Origin of the sequence: Herpetosiphon sp. NSE202 (genome assembly GCF_042688385.1) — a bacterium.
GTDB lineage: Bacteria > Chloroflexota > Chloroflexia > Chloroflexales > Herpetosiphonaceae > Herpetosiphon.
On record NZ_JBHUPY010000020.1, the window covers coordinates 66,785 to 88,260 of the forward strand.

General features: G+C 52.2%; 13 protein-coding genes. 1 reads left to right on the forward strand and 12 read right to left on the reverse strand.

The annotated features are described in order from the left end of the window. Positions 1-14: 14 nt before the first annotated feature. The 12 genes from cimA to gltB all read right to left on the reverse strand — a co-directional run bounded on the left by cimA (position 15) and on the right by gltB (position 18,548). Positions 15-1,610, reverse strand: a complete 1,596-nt coding sequence (cimA, locus tag ACFMKP_RS21365; RefSeq protein ID WP_382294905.1) for a citramalate synthase — start codon at positions 1,608-1,610, stop codon at positions 15-17. A gap of 123 nt (positions 1,611-1,733) precedes the next feature. Beyond that, complete coding sequence (pheA, locus tag ACFMKP_RS21370; RefSeq protein WP_382294907.1) at positions 1,734-2,558, reverse strand: prephenate dehydratase; 825 nt, start codon at positions 2,556-2,558, stop codon at positions 1,734-1,736. Positions 2,559-2,608: 50 nt separating this feature from the next. Further along, positions 2,609-4,276 (reverse strand): 2-isopropylmalate synthase, encoded by a 1,668-nt coding sequence (locus tag ACFMKP_RS21375; protein WP_382294909.1) that lies wholly within the window; start codon positions 4,274-4,276, stop codon positions 2,609-2,611. Between the two features lie 169 nt (positions 4,277-4,445). Next, positions 4,446-5,459 carry a ketol-acid reductoisomerase gene (gene ilvC, locus ACFMKP_RS21380; protein ID WP_204753920.1) on the reverse strand — a complete coding sequence of 338 codons (1,014 nt, stop codon included), beginning with the start codon at positions 5,457-5,459 and terminating at the stop codon, positions 4,446-4,448. A 226-nt stretch (positions 5,460-5,685) separates the two neighbouring features. Next, positions 5,686-6,207, reverse strand: coding sequence for an acetolactate synthase small subunit (gene ilvN, locus ACFMKP_RS21385; RefSeq protein WP_204753919.1), 522 nt, complete (start codon positions 6,205-6,207; stop codon positions 5,686-5,688). 18 nt (positions 6,208-6,225) lie between these two features. Then, positions 6,226-7,938, reverse strand: a complete 1,713-nt coding sequence (ilvB, locus tag ACFMKP_RS21390) for a biosynthetic-type acetolactate synthase large subunit (protein WP_382294911.1) — start codon at positions 7,936-7,938, stop codon at positions 6,226-6,228. A gap of 35 nt (positions 7,939-7,973) precedes the next feature. Beyond that, a complete protein-coding gene (ilvD, locus tag ACFMKP_RS21395) occupies positions 7,974-9,659 on the reverse strand; it encodes a dihydroxy-acid dehydratase (RefSeq protein WP_382294913.1) in 1,686 nt (561 codons plus the stop codon). Between the two features lie 686 nt (positions 9,660-10,345). Then, a complete protein-coding gene (locus ACFMKP_RS21400) occupies positions 10,346-10,756 on the reverse strand; it encodes a hypothetical protein (protein ID WP_382294915.1) in 411 nt (136 codons plus the stop codon). A 163-nt stretch (positions 10,757-10,919) separates the two neighbouring features. Next, on the reverse strand, positions 10,920-11,552 hold the full coding sequence (locus ACFMKP_RS21405; RefSeq protein ID WP_382294917.1) for a hypothetical protein: 633 nt from the start codon (positions 11,550-11,552) through the stop codon (positions 10,920-10,922). 24 nt (positions 11,553-11,576) lie between these two features. Beyond that, on the reverse strand, positions 11,577-11,975 hold the full coding sequence (locus ACFMKP_RS21410) for a hypothetical protein (RefSeq protein WP_382294919.1): 399 nt from the start codon (positions 11,973-11,975) through the stop codon (positions 11,577-11,579). A gap of 160 nt (positions 11,976-12,135) precedes the next feature. After that, a complete protein-coding gene (locus ACFMKP_RS21415; protein ID WP_382294921.1) occupies positions 12,136-13,878 on the reverse strand; it encodes a PAS domain-containing sensor histidine kinase in 1,743 nt (580 codons plus the stop codon). 212 nt (positions 13,879-14,090) lie between these two features. Then, positions 14,091-18,548, reverse strand: coding sequence for a glutamate synthase large subunit (gene gltB, locus ACFMKP_RS21420; protein ID WP_382294923.1), 4,458 nt, complete (start codon positions 18,546-18,548; stop codon positions 14,091-14,093). A gap of 469 nt (positions 18,549-19,017) precedes the next feature. On the opposite strand from gltB, the gene ACFMKP_RS21425 reads away from it, so the two are divergent. Beyond that, positions 19,018-21,255: a RelA/SpoT family protein gene (locus ACFMKP_RS21425; protein WP_382294925.1), complete on the forward strand. Its 2,238-nt coding sequence runs from the start codon at positions 19,018-19,020 to the stop codon at positions 21,253-21,255. The last annotated feature ends 221 nt before the right edge of the window (positions 21,256-21,476 follow it).

Here is a 21,476-nt window from a genome sequence, read left to right on the forward strand (position 1 = left end):
TTCCTTGTCTAGCGTTACGCCGCGACGGTTTCGGCGTGTTTGAGTAGCACTGGTTGGTTGCTTTGGGCGCGTACCAAGGGCAATTCTAGCGAATCGACCAAGGCTTGCCAGCTGGCTTCAATAATATTTTCCGAGCAGCCAACGGTTGTCCAGCGTTCTTCGCCCATCGCGGCCTCGATCAGCACCCGCGTGGTTGCGCCAGTCGCCGATTCCGAATCGAGAATCCGCACTTTGTAATCGACGAGATGCACATCGGCCAATTCTGGGTAGCGCGAGAGCAACGCTTTGCGCATTGCTTGGTCAAGCGCGTTAACGGGGCCGTTGCCCGAAGCTGCCGTATGATAAATTTCCTCGCCAATTTGCAGCTTTACCGTTGCCTCGGCCTGCATCTCAACCCCACGCCGTTGCTCAACAATCGTCACAACATCGAGCAATTTGAAGGGCGCGGTATAATCGGCGGCGGCCCGACGCACCAATAATTCAAATGAGCCTTCGGCGGCTTCGAACTGAAAGCCCTTGCTTTCGAGCAATTTAACTCGTTCGAGCACGCCACGTTCGAGGCCTGCGCTCTCCACACCCAATTCTTCGGCGCGCATTTTGATGTTGCCACGGCCTGAAAGCTCGCTGATCACCACCCGTTTGCGATTGCCAACTTGCACTGGGTCGATATGCTGATACGAATGTTCAACTTTGGCCACTGCCGCAACGTGAATCCCGCCTTTGTGGGCGAACGCGCTGTTGCCAACGTAGGCGGCGTGTTCGTCGGGGTTCAAATTGGCAATCTCGCTGACCGTGCGCGAAAGTTCAGTCAAGCGTTGCAGTTGGTCGGGCAGCACACAGAACATGCCCATTTTTACTTGCAAATTGGGAATAATCGAAATTAAGTTGGCGTTACCGCAGCGCTCGCCATAGCCGTTGATCGTGCCCTGCACTTGGCGACAACCAGCGACAATCGCCGCCAACGAGTTTGCTACTGCCAACTCGCTATCGTTGTGAGTGTGGATGCCAAGTTGGGTTTTGATTTTGCCCTTGACTTGCTGCACTACGGCGCTGATCCAATCGGGCAGTGAGCCGCCATTGGTATCGCACAGCACAATCCAATCGGCTCCGGCTTCGGCGGCAGCCTTGATGGTGGCTAGCGCATAGGTATTATCCGCGCGGAAGCCATCGAAAAAGTGCTCGGCATCGTAGATCACTTCTTTGCCGTGGGCCTTCATCAGGGCGACGCTATCGCGAATCATGGCCAAATTTTCTTCGAGCGTGGTTTCCAACACCTCGGTTACGTGCAATGTCCACGATTTGCCAACCAAGGTCACAACGGGTGTGTTGGCATCGAGCAAGGCTTTGAGATTAGCATCGGTTTCTGGTTTGCTATTGGCGCGCCTGGTTGAACCAAAGGCTGCAATTTTGGCGTGCTTCCACTCCATTTTGGCAGCTTCGGCAAAAAATGCTGCATCTTTGGGATTCGAGCCAGGCCAACCGCCCTCGATATAGTGCATGCCAAAGCGATCAAGTTCGCGAGCGATTTTTAATTTATCGGCTAAAGATAACGAAAGCCCTTCGCGTTGAGTGCCGTCCCGCAGCGTTGTATCGTATAAAAATATTTGCATGTCTTAATCCTCGCACGAAGTTTCGATTGATCCACGAAGGGCACAAAGAGCACGAAGGTGAGCAGATTGAGGCTTAGTGTTCCTTCGTGTTCTTCGTGGATCGGCCTTCGCGTTCTTCGCGGTTTACCCGCGAAACTTTGGATAACTACCAAAAATCTTGACCCGCCCAGCGATGGTTGCCAGCTTTTGCAAGGCTTCGGCAACGACTGGCTCATGACGATGGCCATCGATGTCGACCAAAAATACATAATCGCCAAGCTCGGCTTTGGCTGGCCGCGATTCAATTTTGCTCAAATTGATCCCAGCTTGGGCGAAAATTGCCAAGGCTTCGTGCAAAGCTCCGGCGCGATTGACCTTGGATGTAAACATCAGCGAAGTCTTGTCGTCGCCAGTTGGCGCGGCATCCTCGGGAGCCAAAACCACAAAGCGGGTGCGATTGTTGGTGGTATCTTGAACATCGTAGGCCAAGATATTGGCTTGGGCGCGTTCGGCAGCATGCAAGGTGGTCAATGCGGCGGCGCGGCGCTCATCGGCGAGCGCTTCGACCAATGCAGCAGCAGTGCTTAACGTGGCCACGGTTGGCACATTCGGCAAGCAGCGTTCGATAAAACGGCGTGATTGGGCCAGCGGTTGTTGGTGGGTATACAGCACTTCGATCGTATCGAGTTGCACATCGGGCTTGGCCACCAACATATGCCGAATCGGAATCACAATTTCGCGGCAAATCCGCAAACGCGTTTCGTGAATTAGCACATCGAGCGTAATGCTCACCGCGCCTTCGAGCGAGTTTTCAATTGGCAAAATGCCATAATCAACCGCCCGAGTTTCAACAGCCGTCATCACAGCGGGCATACTTGCCATTGGCAAATAGGTGGATTGTTGGTCGCCCGCTTCCAACGCTGCTTTTTCGCTGAATGTACCAGCTGGGCCGAGATAAGCAATTTTCATAAGTTCGTTTGGGCTAGGGGCCTTGATTCAGCGCGAACCAAGGCCGCAAATTATTCGTAACGACCGAGCGTCGAGCCACCGAACAAATCCACGCCTGGCGCAGCGCTGGCCACTTCCATGCGGGCAGTGGTTTCTTGCTTAAGCCGCTCTTGGCGGGCTTTGAGCAATTTGTTCAAGGCTCCAACGTAGGCTTCGGCAGCAGCAACGATAATATCGACATTGACTCCATTGCCGCGCCAAACTTTGGCATCAGTTGCTTTTTCGGTCAGCACGCCGCGCACATGTTTGTGTTTGCCTTCGACGACTTTCACGCTAACTTCGCCAACCGCATCGATGCCTTCGGTGATGGCGTTGACCGCAAATTCGAGCAAGGTAACCGGAGTCAATACCACTTTGTTGATCGCCGAATAGACTGCATCAACTGGGCCTGTGCCCTGCGCCGATTCAATTTTGACCTCGCCGTTGGGGCCGCGCATGCGCACGGTCGCGGTTGGAATGGCATTCACGCCTGAGGCAAATTGCACATGTTCCAATTCATAAACTGGGCTTGGGCGACCTGCTTCATCAGTAATCAAGGCTTCAACATCGCGATCATCAACATATTTTTTGCGATCAGCCACATCTTTGAAGCGGGCAAACAAGTGATTGATCGTGGCTTCATCGAAGCTATAGCCCAGCTCTTGCACCCGATGGCGGAAGGCATGGCGGCCTGAGTGTTTACCCAAAACCAAGGCATTACCATCTTGGCCAACCGATTCGGCGCTCATAATTTCGTAGGTCATACGGTGCTTCAACACGCCATCTTGGTGAATGCCCGATTCGTGAGCGAAGGCATTCGCGCCAACAACTGCCTTATTGGGTGGCACTTGGGTGTTGGTGCAGGCACTCAACAAGCGTGAGCTTGGGGTTAGTTGGGTGGTGTCGATGTTGGTGCTCAGGCCATAAAATTGCTTGCGCGTTTCCAAAGCCATCACGACTTCTTCCAACGAAGCGTTGCCAGCTCGCTCACCGATGCCATTAATTGTGCATTCGATTTGGCGTGCGCCAGCTCGAACTCCCGCCAAGGAATTGGCCACCGCCAAGCCCAAATCGTCGTGGCAGTGGGTCGAGATAATTACATCGCCAGCGCCAGGTACGTTTTCGATAATGCCCCGAAGTAACGCTGCATATTCCTCAGGCGTGGAATAACCCACGGTATCAGGAATATTCAAGGTTGTTGCGCCTTCTTCAATTGCTATCGCCAGCATCTGATACATAAATTCAATGTCGGAACGGGTCGCATCCATCGGCGAGAACTCAACATCGGCGCAGAGCGAGCTAGCTAAGCGCACCATTTCGCGGGTTTTGGCCAGCACTTCCTCGCGGGTTGAGCGCAATTGATACTCAATATGAATATCTGAGCTTGAGAGGAAGGTGTGAATGCGCTTTTTGGCAGCAGGCGCAATCGCCGTGGCACAGGCTTCGATGTCGCTTTTGACTGCCCGCGCCAAGCCACAGATCACCGGACCATCGGCAGTACCAACACTCTTGGCAATCTGGTTGACTGCTTCCCAATCGCCTGGTGAGGCGGCAGGAAAGCCCGCTTCGATAATATCCACGCCCATTCGCGCCAATTGCTTGGCAACTTCCAACTTTTCGTGCAGATGCATGGTGCAGCCTGGTGATTGTTCACCATCGCGCAGGGTTGTATCGAAAATTCGTACATAATCGCTGGTCATAAAGTTCTCCGTAATCAGGGCCATTGTGAGGGGCTTTGTTCCCTCACCCCCAGCCCCTCTCCCACTAGACGCGGGAGAGGGGAGCATTCAATTCTGGGTTCCCCCTCGCCTCGCTGTGCGGGAGAGGGGGCTAGGGGGTGAGGGGACGTATCCAACCCCTAGCCCCAAATTAACTGCCTGGGTTAATTTCTTTTGGATTGACAAACGGCATCATTGAGCGCAGTTCGCGGCCAACGTGCTCGATTTGGTGGCCAACATCGGTTGAGCGATACTTGTTGAAGCGAGCGCGGCCAGTGTGGTTTTCTTCGATCCAATCTTCGGCGAATGCGCCATTTTGAATCTCTTCCAACAACAGTTTCATGGCTGCTTTGGTTTCGCTGGTCACGACCCGTGGGCCTGCGATGTAATCGCCCCATTCGGCGGTGTCGCTGACCGAGTAGCGCATATAGCTCAAGCCACCTTGGTAGAACAAATCGACGATCAATTTGAGTTCGTGCATACATTCAAAGTAGGCAACTTCTGGTTGATAGCCAGCTTCGACCAAGGTTTCAAAACCTGCTTTGACCAAGGCCGAAACGCCGCCACACAAAATCGCTTGCTCACCGAACAAATCGGTTTCGGTTTCTTCAGCAAAGGTGGTTTCGAGCACGCCAGCCCGCGCACAACCAATACCCTTGCCATAAGCCAATGCGTTTTGCAAGGCTTCGCCGCTGGCATCTTGATAAACGGCAACCAAACCAGGCACACCACCGCCATGCTCAAATACTTCACGGACGCGATGTCCAGGCGATTTTGGCGCAATCAACGAAACATCAACGCCAGCAGGTGGCACGATTTGACCATAGCGAATATTGAAGCCGTGTGCGAACATCAAGGTTGCGTTGGGCTTTAAGTTGGGGGCAATTTCATCGCTGTAAAGTTGAGCTTGGGTCGTATCTGGCACCAACACCATGACAACATCAGCAGCCTTGGTGGCTTCGCCGACGCTCAACACTTGCAAGCCAGCAGCTTCGGCTTTGGCCTTTGATTTGCTACCTTCGTGCAAACCAACCACCACCTTCACGCCGCTATCTTTCAAATTCAAGGCGTGGGCGTGGCCTTGTGAGCCATAACCGATGATCGCCACAGTTTTGCCAGCCAAGCGTCCAAGATCCGCATCGTTATCGTAATAAAGCTTTGCCATTGAATGAGTTCCTCAATATAACTAGGAAATGGGTTGAACGATGAACAATTGCTACCCGTGTTTATTCCATGGTCTCGCCGTAATCGCCCCACCAGGTATCCCAATTGACATCTTCATCGCTATAGTGGGCTTTATCAGCGGTCGCGGTGGTTTCTTCTTCAAACATTGGTTGCAGCATGGTCATGATCCTTTATTAATAATGAGGCGTTTGCCTCGTTGAATGCAATTAAGCAGCGCGAAATTCTTGGCTTTGATATGGCCCGCTGATGGTCGATGCGCCACGGGTCATTGCCACGCAGCCAGTGCGCACCATCTCGCGAATGCCAAACGGACGAATCAGGTCAACAAAGCGGTCGAGTTGTTCAGGGCTGCCGCTTAGTTCGATCATCATGGCATCGGGCACGACATCGACGATTTTGGCTCCGAAAATATCGGCCAATTGCATCAATTCGCTGCGCTTGGCTGGTGGTGCATAGACCTTAACCAGTAGCAAATCGCGGGTGACATTTGGATCTTGGGTCACGTCGCTGACCTTCAGCACATCGATCAATTTGTACAGTTGTTTGATCACTTGCTCGACGCTAGTGGTATCGCCATCGATCACCAAGGTCATGCGCGAGATGCCAGCGGTTTCGGTGTGGCCAACGGTCAAGCTTTCGATATTGAAGCCACGGCGGCGAAACAGGCTCACAGAGCGGTTCAGCACCCCAGGTTGGTCACGTAACAAAGCTACTAAGGTATGTTTCATAACAAAAATCTCCTGAGCCTATTTCACTGCCACAACGTCTTCGATTTCGACTTCGCTGGGGTCTTCGAACATATCGCTGATGCTTGCTCCCGGAGCCACCATCGGGTAGACGTTGACTTCGCGCTCAACTACAAATTCAATCAAGAATGGCCCGTTGGTTGCCCGCGCTTGGTGAATCGCTTCGGCTACATCTTCAGCACGCTCGACCCGCACCCCAGGAATGCCATAAGCATCAGCCAACTTGATAAAATCGGGGCTCCACATTGGCGTAGCCGAATAGCGGCGTTCGTGGAAAAGCTCCTGCCATTGGCGAACCATGCCCAAGTAGCCATTGTTGATGATACAAATCTTCAAGGGCAGGCTTTCTTGCACTACCGTGGCCAGCTCTTGTAAATTCATCTGGAAGCCGCCATCACCAGCAATTGCCCAAACTTCTTCGTTGGGGCAAGCGACTTGCACGCCCATCGCTGCTGGCAAGGCAAAACCCATCGTGCCCAAACCGCCAGAAGTGATGTGAGTATGTGGCTTCATATATTCGATCAGCTGAGCAGCCCACATTTGGTGCTGGCCCACATCGGTGCAAACCCGAAATTCGCCTTGCAAAATGCGGGTGAATTCTGCATAGACATGGTGCGGCGTGAACATGGCGCTTTCTGGGTCGCGTTGGCGCTTGGAGCGGGTTGCCTGAACCTCGCGAATATGGTTGACCCATTCGCTGTGGTCGTTGGGGTTGGCAATTTCGGTCAAGTTTTCCAGCACGCGCTTGGCATCGCCGACAATTGGCACGGCGGTTACCACGTTTTTGCCAACTTCAGCTGGATCAATATCAACGTGAATAATTTTGGCGTTGCGGGCAAAGCTATCCAATTTGCCAGTTACGCGGTCATCGAAGCGGGCACCAATCGTAAACAGCACATCGCATTCTTGAATCGCGCGATTGACGTGCACCCAACCGTGCATCCCCGGCATACCCAACGATAGCGGATGATCTTCGGGAATACAGCTAATGCCCAACAGTGTCGTGATCACCGGAATACCAGTTTTTTCGGCGAATTCGCGCAATTCAGTGCTGGCGTGGCCCAGCAAAATGCCGTGGCCTGCCATAATCAAAGGCTTTTTGGCCTGATTCAGCAAATTGGCGGCTTCTTTGATTTGGCGACGATTGCCATCGTAGTTAGGTTTGTAGCCGGGCAAATCGACAGTTGCTGGATACTCGAATACACCACGGGCATTTTGGGTATCTTTGGCAACGTCAATCAGCACTGGGCCGGGGCGGCCAGTTCGCGCAATATGAAAAGCTTCTTTGAATACCCGTGGCAGGTCGCGCACATCGGTTACCAAATAATTGTGCTTGGTGATTGGCTGGGTAATGCCCGTGACATCGGTTTCTTGAAAGCCATCTTTGCCAATCAACGAGGTGACGACTTGGCCGGTGATTGCTACGATTGGAATTGAATCCATCATGGCATCGGCAATTGCAGTGACCAAGTTGGTTGCGCCTGGGCCGCTGGTGGCGACACAAACCCCAACTTTGCCGCTGGTACGGGCATAGCCTTCGGCGGCATGGCCAGCTGCTTGTTCGTGGCGCACCAAAATATGGCGCAATTGGGGATATTCGGGCAGCGCATGGTAGAACGGCATAATTGCCCCACCAGGATAGCCAAACATCACATCAACGCCCTCGGCTATCAACGCTTCACACATCATTTGAGCACCAGTTAGCGTTTTCATTGGTATACCTCGCCTTGCGTAAGGATTTCAATAATCTATGCTTCCAACACCGCGCCATTGCTGGCGTTCGTCACCAAGCGGGTGTAGCGTGCCAACCAGCCGCGTTGATGTTTGCGTTCTGGGGCTTGCCAACCAGCGCGGCGTTCGGCAAATTGAGTTTCGCTGAGTTCGACTGCCAACAGGCGATTTGCTAAATCGATGTGAATGATGTCGCCATTTTCGATCAGGCCAATCGGGCCACCCTCGGCGGCTTCTGGTGAGATATGGCCAATGCACAGGCCGCGCGTGCCGCCGCTGAAGCGACCATCGGTCAATAAGGCCACTTGCTCACCCAAAGGCATGCCTTTGAGCAATGAAGTTAAGGCCAGCATTTCGCGCATGCCCGGGCCGCCGCGTGGGCCTTCGTAGCGCACAACCACCACATCGCCAGCCTGAATTTCGCCAGAACGGGCGGCATAGGTTGCGGCTTCTTCGCTGGAGAAACAGCGGGCGGGGCCACTAAATGTCATTTGATGTTGATCAACTGCGCCAACTTTGATCACCGAGCCTTCGGGAGCTAAGTTGCCAAACAAGATACACAAACCACCTTGGGCCGAGTGCGGATGTTCGATTGGGCGAATGCATTCAGGGTTTTCGTTGGCGATGCCTACCAATTGCTCGCCCAAGGTTTGGCCTGTCACTGTTGGCACGTTCAAGTGCAGGGCATCGGGCTTTTTAGCCAGTTCGGCCATAATCGCGGGCACGCCGCCAGCGCGATGCACATCTTCCATATGCCATTGACGATCGCCATCCCAAGCTGGGCTAACTTTGGCCAAGTGTGGCACACGGGCAGCAACCTCGTTAAAGCGGCTGATTGGATAATCCAAGCCAGCTTCTCGCGCCAAGGCCAAAACGTGCAAAACGGTATTGGTCGAGCCACCCATCGCAACGTCGAGCGCCATGGCGTTATCAATTGATTCGGGAGTGACAATATCGCTGAAGGAAATATTCTGGCGGAGCAGTTCGAGGACTTTGCTAGCGGCGGTGCGGGCTAATTCGTGGCGGGCGGGGTCGGTGGCCAGTAATGAACCGTTGTATGGCAGGGCGATTCCCAGTGCTTCACACAAACAATTCATCGAATTGGCGGTGAACATGCCGGAGCACGAGCCACAGGTCGGGCAGCCGTTGCGCTCCAGATCCAGCAGCCGTTCATCACTGATGCGGCCAGAAGCATGTTGGCCAACGCCCTCGAAGACACTGATCAGATCAACTTTATTGCCATCTTTATCGCGGCCAGCCTGCATCGGCCCACCAGATACAAACACGGTGGGAATATTGACGCGGGCAGCACCCATCAACATGCCTGGCACAATTTTGTCGCAGTTGGGGATACAGATCATCGCATCAAAGCAGTGGGCTGCTGCCACCGTTTCAACACAATCGGCGATCAGCTCGCGTGAAGGCAATGAATAGCGCATACCTTCGTGGCCCATGACGATGCCATCATCAACCCCGATGGTGTTGAACTCAAAGGGAATGCCGCCAGCAGCGCGCACCGCATCTTTGACAATTTTGGCAAACTCATGCAAGTGGACGTGGCCAGGAATAATATCGATATACGAATTACAGATTGCCACGAACGGCTTCTGAAAATCGCTATCATCTTGGATTTGGCCTGTCGCACGGAGTAGTGATCGATGTGGTGCGCGTGCAAAGCCCCGTTTGATCGTATCTGAACGCATAGATGCTCCCCGCATAGAGATGTGGATGGCTGGACTGGCCATCGCAGCAATAAGCTCGCTTGGGCCAATACTCCAGTTGAATTGGCCACAGAGCGCTCGATTTTTGGCAATAGGAAAGCAAGCCTTGTCAGTCCCGATGCTGAACATAGGCAAAAGATGGGCGAACATACTCATCAATGAGCTGAACGAATGAGCGACACTGCTCAGGGGTTTGTTGCAATCATTGCAACGCTTCGGGTTATCGCTCTAGCGCAGGCGACGGCCTACGCGACACGACCAAATGGGAATGGGTTGGAGAATAATAAACTGCGGACGAGGAGTGATCATGGTGACGAGAAGTGTCAACAAGTTCCGCATGTGTTTATCCTCCAGAAGCTAACTTAACCAAAAAGCCCCTCCCGAATTGGGAGGGGCTTGAGTTCTTTTGAACTACCCGCGAGGCTTGTTAGCCCCTCCCACATAAAAGTGACCGCGTAATAACGACGATTACGAGGCTAAGGAGGTTGCTAATAATAATAAACGCGGGATGATTGCTCATTTGGTAGTTTCCTACAAAAGTTATTTGTGCAGAGTATACACATCCAGCGATACTCTGTCAAGTTGGATTTTTGAGTAGTTTACTTAACTTCAGCCATCTTTGGCCCACACTTGAATAATTCGTTTATATGGCACAATTAAACCTGTGATCATCGATTCTTCGTACATTCTACTGAGCCTGGTTGAACCCGACTTTTCATCACAAATCGATATTTCCCATCGTTAATTGGGTTTCTATGATGTGGGTCATCGATAATATACATATAATTCATACAATCAACCAGATCTATCTTAAAAAACGTTACCTCGGTTGGACTTCCTTCTGTGTACTGCCAATCGGCAGGGAATTGGCGTTTATACCAATCAATCACCTGCGCGCGCGAGTCTTGGGTTTCCATTTCTACAATCAAATAACTACCATCATCAACAACCTCGCCGAGCGCTCTTCCGCGCGGGTAGGGCAAAATCTCCATCGGGTCGGGATAAGCTTTTTCCACAACCTGAGAGCTACAGCCTGCTATAAATAGAGTAATTATGCTGTACAAGATATATCGCATCATTTAACTATCCTTAGGCAATAGAATTAATCTCATTGAAAGCATTATAGAATTCAATGAACGGTAATGTATTGCTTAGAATATTGGCCAAATACAGATATTGAGTTTAGTCACACCTACACTTCTCACTATAGTTTCCAGCTTAGACAAATTAACCCTGCTGGGATTATTTACAAACTCCCTCATATTGATCCTCGGTCAGGATAATTGTTTTTTTGGCATTAACATCGGTGACCATGCCACACCAGGTTGCAATGGCTACATGAATTTCAGTAATATCGCCCTTTCGCAGCATAGGTTCTGGTATTTGCTTGGCAAATGTTTTAATATCATCATGCAGTTGTTGCAACCGAGCACGATTCGCTGCACTCACTGAGCCTTCGGTTGCAATTGCACTCTTAACTTGACCTATTTGGGCTGAATAATGATCAAACAAGCGGACAAAACCAATTACATCAGGTCTTGTTGGATTCAAATTCCACCAAGGCTGGATTGGAAGAACCAAAGCGGCATTATAGTTATAGATGAATTCAGTTGCTGATCGACAGTAAATCTGAGCTTTTGAAAGATTGTTTAGAACACCAGCCTGATTCGGTTCAGCCGCCGCCTTTAAGCCAGAATTAAGCTCTTCAACACAATTGTACCAACTGAACCACAACCATTGGCCAGCGGTAGCGGTTTGAACCCGCTGACGTTTCTCGATTACCTGCAAATTGTGATTGACTGTGTAGCTATAAAAACTGAGCACTAAACAGCTAATGCCTAAGAATGCCATTAACCAACGTTGAAACGATTTCATTGCTTCTCTCCAAGCTGAAAATTATTAATCTGAATCAATCGTGATGGTTTGTTCGACCTGTTTACCGTGTTCCAGCGTAACGGTTAATGTTGTACTTCGATCACGCATTAAATCGGTATCGTAATCAAACGTGGATTCAGTTGCGATCACAACTAACTCCCGTGACCAATTCTCTGGTGCGCCTTGAACGATCACCGTTCCACCAACGAAGCCTTGATTATCAGTTTGGCTGACGCTAAATGGGGTTGGTTCGTCGCTCCAGCGCAGGCTGACATTGGCCGCTAAAATTGGCTTTTGTTGAGCATCAACGACTTGAAATTGATAGCTTGGGGCTTGATTTGGTGGTGCGCCACAGCCTGCAATTACCACAATGCTAAGCCAAACCCAGCTGGTGGCTCGCAAAAGCAACGTGAAACGACGCATGATCTTCTCCCTTTACTCCGAATAAGATCAATGAATGTACGTTCAATCTTCAATTTTGATGCAAATGTTGAAGCGTGATGGAAATTAAATGCAATGCGTGAATCCTACCCGCTTCATCTCATGCGGTTAGGTTGATTATAGCCTATGTTGGGATGCTCCACTAGGCTTGGGCATGGGACATTTGGCTCAACTGTTGGTTACTGTGGGGGGGATGCTCAGGCAGATGCAAGGTAAAGGTCGAGCCAAGGCCCAAGCGGCTATCAAGCTCGATTGTGCCACCCAAGGCTTTGGCCAGCCGCAAACCAACTGCTAAACCCAAACCAGTGCCTTCATATTGGCGGGTTGCCGAGGAATCGGCCTGCACAAACGGTTCAAAAATGCGCTCGAATTGTTCATAGGCGATGCCAATGCCAGTATCGCGAATGGCGATTTCGAGCCAGCCGCCAGCAGCGTGTTGCAAGCGCTGCACCGAGATGCTGATCAAGCCAGCGTGGGTAAATTTAATCGCATTATCCAGCAGATGGTAGATAATCATGCGCAATTTATGATCATCAGTTACAACCGAACCCCAGTTTTGGCTGCCCAACAATTGAACAGTGTTTTTGTTTTCTTGGGCTTTGGTTTGCAGTTGGTCGCTGATACTGCCAATCGCCAGCGCTAAATCGATCGTTTCGTGTTCTAAACGCACAACTTCTGCATCAAGATCGGTAATTGTCAACACGCCATCGATCAGGCTGAGCAAGCGGTCGCTAGCGCTGCGAATGCGCGTCATATCCATTGCCAATTCGGGCATGCTGCGGTCGATCAAATCTTCGTAGATCATTTCGCTATAACCCACAATCGCGTTGAGTGGCGTGCGCAATTCGTGGCTGACGGTTGAGAGGAACGTGCTTTTGGCGCGGTTGGCAGCTTCGGCTTGATCTTTGGCGCTGAGCAATAAGTTTTCAAAATGGCGTTGTTCGGTAATATCGCGCACCGCTGCGACCCGCACCACACGGTTGCTATAGGGCAGATTTGTGCCTAAAACCAAAGCGATGAAGGTGCTGCCATCTTTGCGCAACGCCGTCACCTCGTAGGGATCGCCATCTTTATATTTGTGCATGGCTTTTTGCAGCGATTGCGGCTCAACAAATTCGCGCAGCGAGTGGCCAATAATCTCATCGCGATGATAGCCAAACATCTCGCCAAAGCGCTCGTTGGCATCCATCACCACGCCTTCATCTTGCAGCACAACGCCCTCTGACGTGGCTTCGGCCAAGGCCCGAAAGCGCTCTTCGCTCATTTTGATTTGAATTAATGCTTCTTGCAGCTCGTGTTTATAGGTGCTTTCTTGCATGCGCAGGGCAATCAGGCCGCGAACGGTGCGCAGGCGAATCGCCAAAATTGTGGCCGCAGCAATCGTGGCGCTTACCAGCATAAAAATAAAATGCATGGTTAATGGCGAGCTTGGCAATGAGCTAATTGCCGCCAGCCACGCCAGCAAGGTTGCGCCAATGCCCACAATAAACCAGTTCCACGAGAGCAACAAACAGCCAGTGCCAATCAAAATAAAGGCAATATTGGTGCTTTGGTGAATCTCGCCGCTAAGCCAAATATGCAAAATGCTGTTGAAGCCAGCAACCACAATAAACAGCGTTGCTAGCGGATGGGCGAATTCGGCGGATGGCCGCCAAGTTTGCAAGCGCCACCACCAAAAAGCAAAAAAGAGCACACTGAGCAGCGCAACAATCACCATTGGCAGCTTAATTGGGGCTGGCAGCACCAAGGCATGAGCGATGCTAAATAACAAATATAAAAAACCCAAGCCGGTTACGGTTGGGCGGAGAGCAAACGCAACCTCAACATTGAGGGCTGATTGAAGCTTGGTTGAAGCAGCCGATTCTGCTACTGGTTGGTCGCTCATAGTGTTCTCAAATAGCTGAATTGATCGTTTAATCTAACTTGCCCATTAAAAGCAGCCTAAAGCGCCAACCTTACGAGCATGCTTACGCTTTAGCTATTCTTTATTAAATTTTTACTTCTTGGCATTACTAGGCAGGTGTTTAAAGCGCTAAACAAACACCAGCGATCAACCTTGATCGCTGGTGTTTGGTGTGTGTGAAGGAGTGACTAGCGTTAAGCGGCGACTTTGGCCAATTCTGGTTGGTTATTTTGGGCTGCCGCAACGTGGGCAGCCTTGGAAACAACGTGCCAGAAGGCTGATTGCTGATCTTCCCAATTGGCGAGAATTTCGTTGGCCAAGACACTTCCCGTAAGTGCCGCGTGGCGTTCGATCAGTTCGCGCAAATGGTCGGCGACTAATGGTGAGGCAACCCGTTCGGCAATCACCATTTCGTCGTTGAGGCGGCCAAGGAAGCGTTGGCTGGGGTCGTAGACAAAGGCTTGGCCGCCGCTCATGCCTGCGCCAAAGTTGTTGCCGGTGCTGCCGAGCACCACTACCGTGCCACCAGTCATATATTCGCAGCCATGCTCGCCAATGCCTTCAATAATGGCCACTGCGCCACTATTACGCACCGCGAAGCGTTCGCCTGCGCGGCCTGCTGCATATAAGCTGCCGCTGGTTGCGCCATATAAGGCAGTGTTGCCAAGAATTGTGGCTTCATGAGCGAGAAATTGGGCGTTGGGCCGTGGCTTGATAACGACTTCGCCGCCAGCCAAGCCTTTGCCAACATAATCGTTAGCATCGCCAACCAAGTTGAGCTGCATGCCACGAGTGGCGAAGGCGGCAAAGCTTTGGCCTGCGCTGCCAGCAAAGTTCATGCTCACGTGGCCCGTATTTTTGAGCAGCGCCAACTCGCCTGCCAAGGTGATGCCGGTTGAGCGATCTTCGTTAGTGATTTCGGCGTTGATAATCACTTCTTGACCAGCTTTGGCGCTTGGCAAGGCACTATCGACCAAAAATTGATTGAGCCGATCGATGCCAACCAACTGGGGCATGCCGTTGTAGCGGCGTGGGCCTGCATTGGCCAAGCCCAGCAACGGGCTAAGATCAAGCGCATCGTGGTCGGGGTTGTTGGTTTGGCGTTGGCGCAATAATTCGACGCGGCCAATAATTTCGTTGAGGCTACGAGCACCAAGTTGGGCCAGCAATTCGCGCACTTCTTGGGCGATAAACTGCATAAAGGCCATCACATGCTCTGGCTTGCCCGGGAATTTAGCGCGTAAATCAGGGCGCTGGGTGGCAATCCCAACTGGGCAGGTGTTGTTGTGGCAGGCGCGAGCCATCACACAGCCTTCGGCAATCAGCGCTGAGGTGCCAAAGGAATATTCATCTGCGCCAAGCAAGGCGGCCATAACCACGTCGCGACCAGTGCGTAAGCCACCGTCGGCCCGCACGCGAACGCGATCGCGCAGTTGGTTGATCATCAAGGTTTGTTGGGTTTCGGCCAAGCCAATTTCCCACGGAATGCCGACGTTTTTGATTGATGACAATGGAGAAGCGCCAGTGCCGCCCGAATTGCCGCTAATCAACACCACATCAGCGCCGCCTTTGACCACGCCTGCCGCAATTGTGCCAACACCCATTTCTGAAACAAGCTTGACTGAAACCGCAGCAGTGGGGTTGATCGTGCGCATGTCGTAAATCAATTGAGCTAAATCCTCAATTGAATAGATGTCGTGGTGGGGTGGCGGCGAAATTAAGGTTACGCCGGGCGTGGTGTGGCGGGTTCGGGCAATGTCTTCGGTGACTTTATTGCCAGGAATTTGGCCACCCTCGCCTGGCTTGGAGCCTTGGGCCATTTTGATTTGCAGCTCGCGGGCGTGCATCAAATAGCTTGGCGTAACCCCGAAGCGACCTGAGGCAATTTGCTTGATCGCGCTGACTTTTTCGGTGCCAAAGCGCGCTGGATCTTCGCCGCCTTCGCCGCTATTGCTCATGCCGCCAAGGCGATTCATGGCGATTGCCAAGGTTTCGTGAGCTTCGGCGCTCAACGAACCATAGGAAATTGCGGCGGTCGAGAAGCGTTTGACAATCGTTTCAATTGATTCGACTTGATCGATTGCAATTGGCTCGGTCGCCACAAAATCGAGCAAATCACGTGGGTCTGAGGGTTGGCGTTGATTGAGCAAATCGCTATATTCGCGATAGGTTGCATAGCCTGCTTCGAAATCTGCGCCATTATCGACGGCGGCGCGCACAGCTTTTTGCAAGGCATGCACCACCGCTGGCTGGAAGGCGTGATATTCGCCATCCTTGCGGAATTTGTACAAGCCTGGGTGGCTGAGGGCTGGTTTTTCCAAGCCAAAGGCTTGGGCATGACGTTTGTAGCTTTCGCGACCTAGGCGTTGCCAATCGGCTCCGCCAAAACGTGATGGTGTGCCAGTCAAACAGCGGGCAATGACCGCATCGCTAAGACCAATCGCTTCGAAAATTTGCGCTCCGCAGTAGCTATCGACGGTCGAAATGCCCATTTTCGACATCACTTTGAGCAAGCCTTTTTCCAACGAATGCACATAGTTGTCTTCTGCTTGGTCGGCGGTGATTGGTGTGCGTGAGCGTTCTTTGGCAATTTCGCGAATCGTGGCAATCGCAACGTATGGGTTGACGGCTTCAGCGCCGTTGCCCACCAAGACTGCCACATGATGCACTTCGTGAGCCTCGCCAGTTTCGACAATCAACGAGCAGGTTGAGCGCCGCCCAGTCCGAATCAAATGATGGTGAACTGCGCCAAGCGCCAAGACAGTTGGGATGGCGATTCGTTGTGGGGCAACTTCGCGATCGCTCAAGACAAGAATGGTTGCGCCACTATCCAAGGCCCGGTCGGCGCTGCTACACAAATCATCAAGCGCATGTTCGATCCATTGGGCATCGTCGGTGACTGGAAAAGTTGTGTCTAACGTGGCGGTGCCAAAGCTGCGATCAGGGCAAGCGCGCAAGGCTGCCAACTCGTGATTGCGCAAAATTGGGCTAGCTAAGGCAATTTGGTGGGCTTGGTCGGGCCGTTCGATCAAAATATTGTGGCGTGGCCCCAAACGAATCGACAGTGACATTACCAATTGTTCGCGCAAGGGGTCGATTGGTGGGTTGGTTACTTCGGCAAAGCGTTGTTTAAGGTAGCCATAGACTGGGCGAGCAAGGTTCGAAAATACCGCCATTGGCGTGTCGTCGCCCATCGAGCCAATGGGTTCAGCGCCTTCGCGACCCATTGGCTTGAGCACCATCGCCAAGTTTTCGTCGGTATAGCCAAAGGCTGCTTGCAAACGAAGCAGATCGTCGGGGCTGAGTTCAACGTCGGCTTCGGTGTAGGCGGCAACCAATTCGGCCAAATCGACGCTTTTGTTTTGCAGCCATTTGCCGTAGGGCTGACGAGCTGCAAACATCGCTTTGATCGCGGTGTTATCCAGCAATTGGCCTTTAATCAGATCAACGGCGATCATTTGGCCTGGGCCAAGCCGACCCTTGCGAATAATTCGATCTTCGTCGACTGGCGTTGCGCCAACTTCGCTGCCCACAACCACTAAACCATCGTCGGTGACGATATAGCGGGCTGGGCGCAAGCCATTGCGATCCAAGGCCGAGCCAACAATTTTGCCATCACAGAAGGTCATGGCGGCAGGGCCGTCCCAGGCTTCCATCAAATTGGCGTGCCACTGGTAGAAATCGCGCACATCTTGTGGGAGATCATCGATATGTTCCCATGCTTCGGGCATCATCATTAATAAGGAATGGCGCACATCGCGGCCAGCCCGCACCAACAGCTCTAGCACATTATCGAATTGGGCTGAATCGCTGCCGCGTTCGTCGACAATTGGTGCAAGTTCGCGCACATTGCCAAGCAACGGGCTTGAAAGATGGGCTTCGCGGGCACGCATCCAGTTCACATTGCCAGCCAAGGTGTTGATTTCGCCGTTGTGGCTGACGACACGGAAGGGTTGAGCGCGGCTCCAGGTTGGCATGGTGTTGGTTGAATAGCGTTGGTGGTAGACCGCAGCGCTGGCGCTATAGTCGGCATCGGCCAAATCGGGATAGAACAAGGCCAAGCGACTGGGCAGCATCAGGCCTTTATAAACAATCGTGCGACAAGAAAGTGAAGGAATGTAGAGGTCGATGTTCTCGGCGAGGGCTGTGCGTTCGGCGCGGCGGCGGGCGCGGTAGAGTTCCCGTTCAAAGCTATCGTCGTCCATCGTGGCTGGGCGATCGACCCATACTTGCTCAATTTGGGGGCAAATATCACGGGCAATTGGGCCAAGTTGCTCACGATCAAGCGGTACTTCACGCCAACCAAGCGGTCGTAAGCCTCGCCAGACGAGGGCATCGTCGATCAATTCGCGGGCGCGTTCGGTATTCGTGGTTGGTAGAAAGATCATGCCAACCGCAATCCGCTGCGGGTTCGCCAAAATCCGGCGGGCAGCTAATTCACGGGCCATAAATGCGCGTGGGATAGTGGTTAAGAGGCCAGCGCCATCACCTGTCAGACCGTCGGCGGCAATCCCACCGCGATGGGTCAGACTGCCAAGCGCCGCGAGGGCTAAGCTCACTGTTGCATGGGTTGGTTTTCCATCAATTCGAGCGACAAAGCCAATGCCACATGCATCATGTTCAAAGCGTGGGTCATACAACAGGCGGTTCATGCGAGGTCTCCTTTCGCGCAGGGAGTTGGCAAATACGCGACGGCGTTAGCAACGCTGCCCTATACCATGGCGCATTTTCAGGTAGCACAAAGAAACGTTGGGTAAACCACCAGCGTCATCGCTGCGGGAGAGCCTTCATTGGTGCATTCTGCATCATCGCAGGAGGGGAAACCTAGTTCGGCAGGTTGCCGAGTTGAGTTTTTTGGTTGGGCAAAAAGTTGGCGAACAAATTGGATTTAGACCAGAGGTGTGTTAAATCAGAGTTAAAGCCATTCTATGTTAATTTGTGCAATGTGTCAATTGGCTTTTGGGTAAACTGCATAACACACTGCGTCATAATGGGATGCAATTTGCTTGACATGTGTATAGGGGCGTGTTAATCTGTTCGCTACAATCAGCAAAAAATTGATCGCGACACAACAGCGCAATGCCGCTAGAAACGAGGGTCATTATGGACCTCGCACCTCATATGCCTAGTTCTTATAATGATGATGCTACCCATAGCGAGAGCACAAAACACACCACAGCCACTCCCGCTAGTTCGCCGCAAGTTCATGAAAGCGAAGCGCTAATCAGCCGCATGCGTACCTATTGGCCGCTTGATGAGTTTCAGCTGATCGAACGGGCCTGGGATGTAGCCAAAGAGGCTCACGCCCCGCAAGTGCGCAAATCGGGCGAGCCATATTTTTTGCATCCGGTGCAAGTGGCCCATATTTTGGTCGATATGAAGCTCGACCCCGAATCGGTTGCAGCAGCGCTTTTGCACGATGTGGTTGAAGATACGCCAATTACGCTCGATCAAATTCGCGCCGATTTTGGCCGCGAAGTCGCGCATATCGTCGATGGCGTAACCAAATTGAGCAAGCTCGAAGCCAAAAGCATCGAAGAAGCCCAAGCCATCACCTATCGCAAGATGTTTATTGCGATGGCCGATGACCCGCGCGTGGTGCTGATTAAGCTGGCCGACCGCTTGCACAATATGCGCACGCTTGGCCCAATGCGCCCCGACAAGCAGCAACGCATCGCCCGTGAAACCCTTGAAGTTTATGCGCCACTCGCCCATCGCTTGGGGATTTGGCAGTTCAAGTGGGAGCTTGAAGACCTTTCGTTTCGTTATATGAACCCAGAAAAGTATAGCGAAATTGGTCGCCAGCTCAACTTGCGCCGCGAAACCCGCGAACGGATTGTGCAACGGGTGATCGCCCGCCTCAAACAGATTCTTGATCGCGATAACATTAAAGCTGAAGTAACTGGCCGCCCCAAACACATCTATTCGATTGCGCGCAAAATGGAGCGCAAGAATGTCAGCCTCGATCAAATTTACGATCAATTGGCTGTGCGGGTGATGGTTACAACTGTTGATGAATGCTACCGTGTGTTGGGCCTTGTCCACTCGACTTGGATTCCAATTATGAGTGAATTCGACGATTATATTGCTGTTCCCAAAGAGAGCATGTATCGTTCGCTGCATACAACTGTGGTGATTCCAGGCGAGCAGCCGTGTGAAGTGCAAATTCGAACCTACGAAATGCACGAAGTCTCAGAATATGGGATTGCAGCACACTGGCGCTATAAAGAAGGCTTTGGCAATCGCAACGATCAATCATTTGAAACCAAATTGGCTTGGCTGCGCTCAGCAATCAACGGCCAGCGCGACCTTGATCCGACCGAGTTTTTCGAGTCGGTCAAAGAAGATGTGCTGCGCGATCAGGTGTTTGTGCTAACTCCCAAGGGCAAAATTATTGATTTGCCCAAAGGTTCAAGCCCAATTGATTTTGCCTATCGGATTCACTCCGAGGTCGGCAACCGCTGTATCGGTGCGCGCGTCAATAACAAACCAGTGCCGCTTTATTATCAACTCCAACACGGCGAAATTGTCGATGTTGTGACCAGCAAAGTGCCGCGTGGCCCTTCGCGCGACTGGCTCGAATATGTTAAATCGAATGGTGCACGCACCCATATCAAACGCTGGTTCCGTCGCCAAGAAAACGATGTCAACATCACTGCTGGCCGTGAATTAATCGAAAAAGAACTCAAACGCCTGGGTGTGCGCCCAACCATGGAAGAGTTGCTGCGCGCCAATGCCATGAAAAATAGCGAAGATTTTCTGGCGGCAATTGGTAATGGCGATCTCTCGCCGCGCCAAGCAATTCAGCGGGTGCTGAGCGACAAAAACACCGAGGATGAACCGCTGGCGGCGATTCCTACGATTGCCCCGCCAGCGAAGCCGGTCAAGCAAGGCACAATTACTGTGCGTGGTGAGGCCGATGTGTATACCCGCATCGCTCACTGTTGTAATCCAGTCTATCCCGAGGCGGTTATTGGCTATACAACGCGTGGCCATGGCATCACCGTTCACCGCATGGATTGTTATAACGTTTTGCATGAGCGTAACCGCGAACGCCTGATCGATGTTGAATGGGGCGGAGCGACTGAAAAACAATCGTATCCTGTACCAATTCGCATCGAAGCTTGGGATCGAGTGGGCCTCTGGCGCGACGTGACCAATGCAATTGCTGATGGCAATATCAACATTCAAGCAGTTCAGCAATTGGATAATAAACATCACGGACGGGCAACCTTGCTGGCAACCATCCGCATCGAGAGCATCGATCAACTTAGTCGCATTTTGGATAAACTCAATCGCGTCAAGGATGTGATCGAGGCTCGCCGCGAAAATACCGTGGCCGGCACGATGATTGGCTAGCCTAAGAACATAGAGCAAAGCTGTAATGGGACATTGGATTGACAACGAGGAGCATGCCCTCACCCCCCAGTCCCCTCTCCCACTGGACGCGGGCGCGGGGGAGCAACCGTTTTCACCGCGCAGTGCGGCAGAACCACGCGATTAAAGCCCCTCGCCCGCTGCGTGGGTTTAAGGGCGGACAGGTTGGGGAATGGGTAGTAATTAAGTGTTAGGGGATAGCC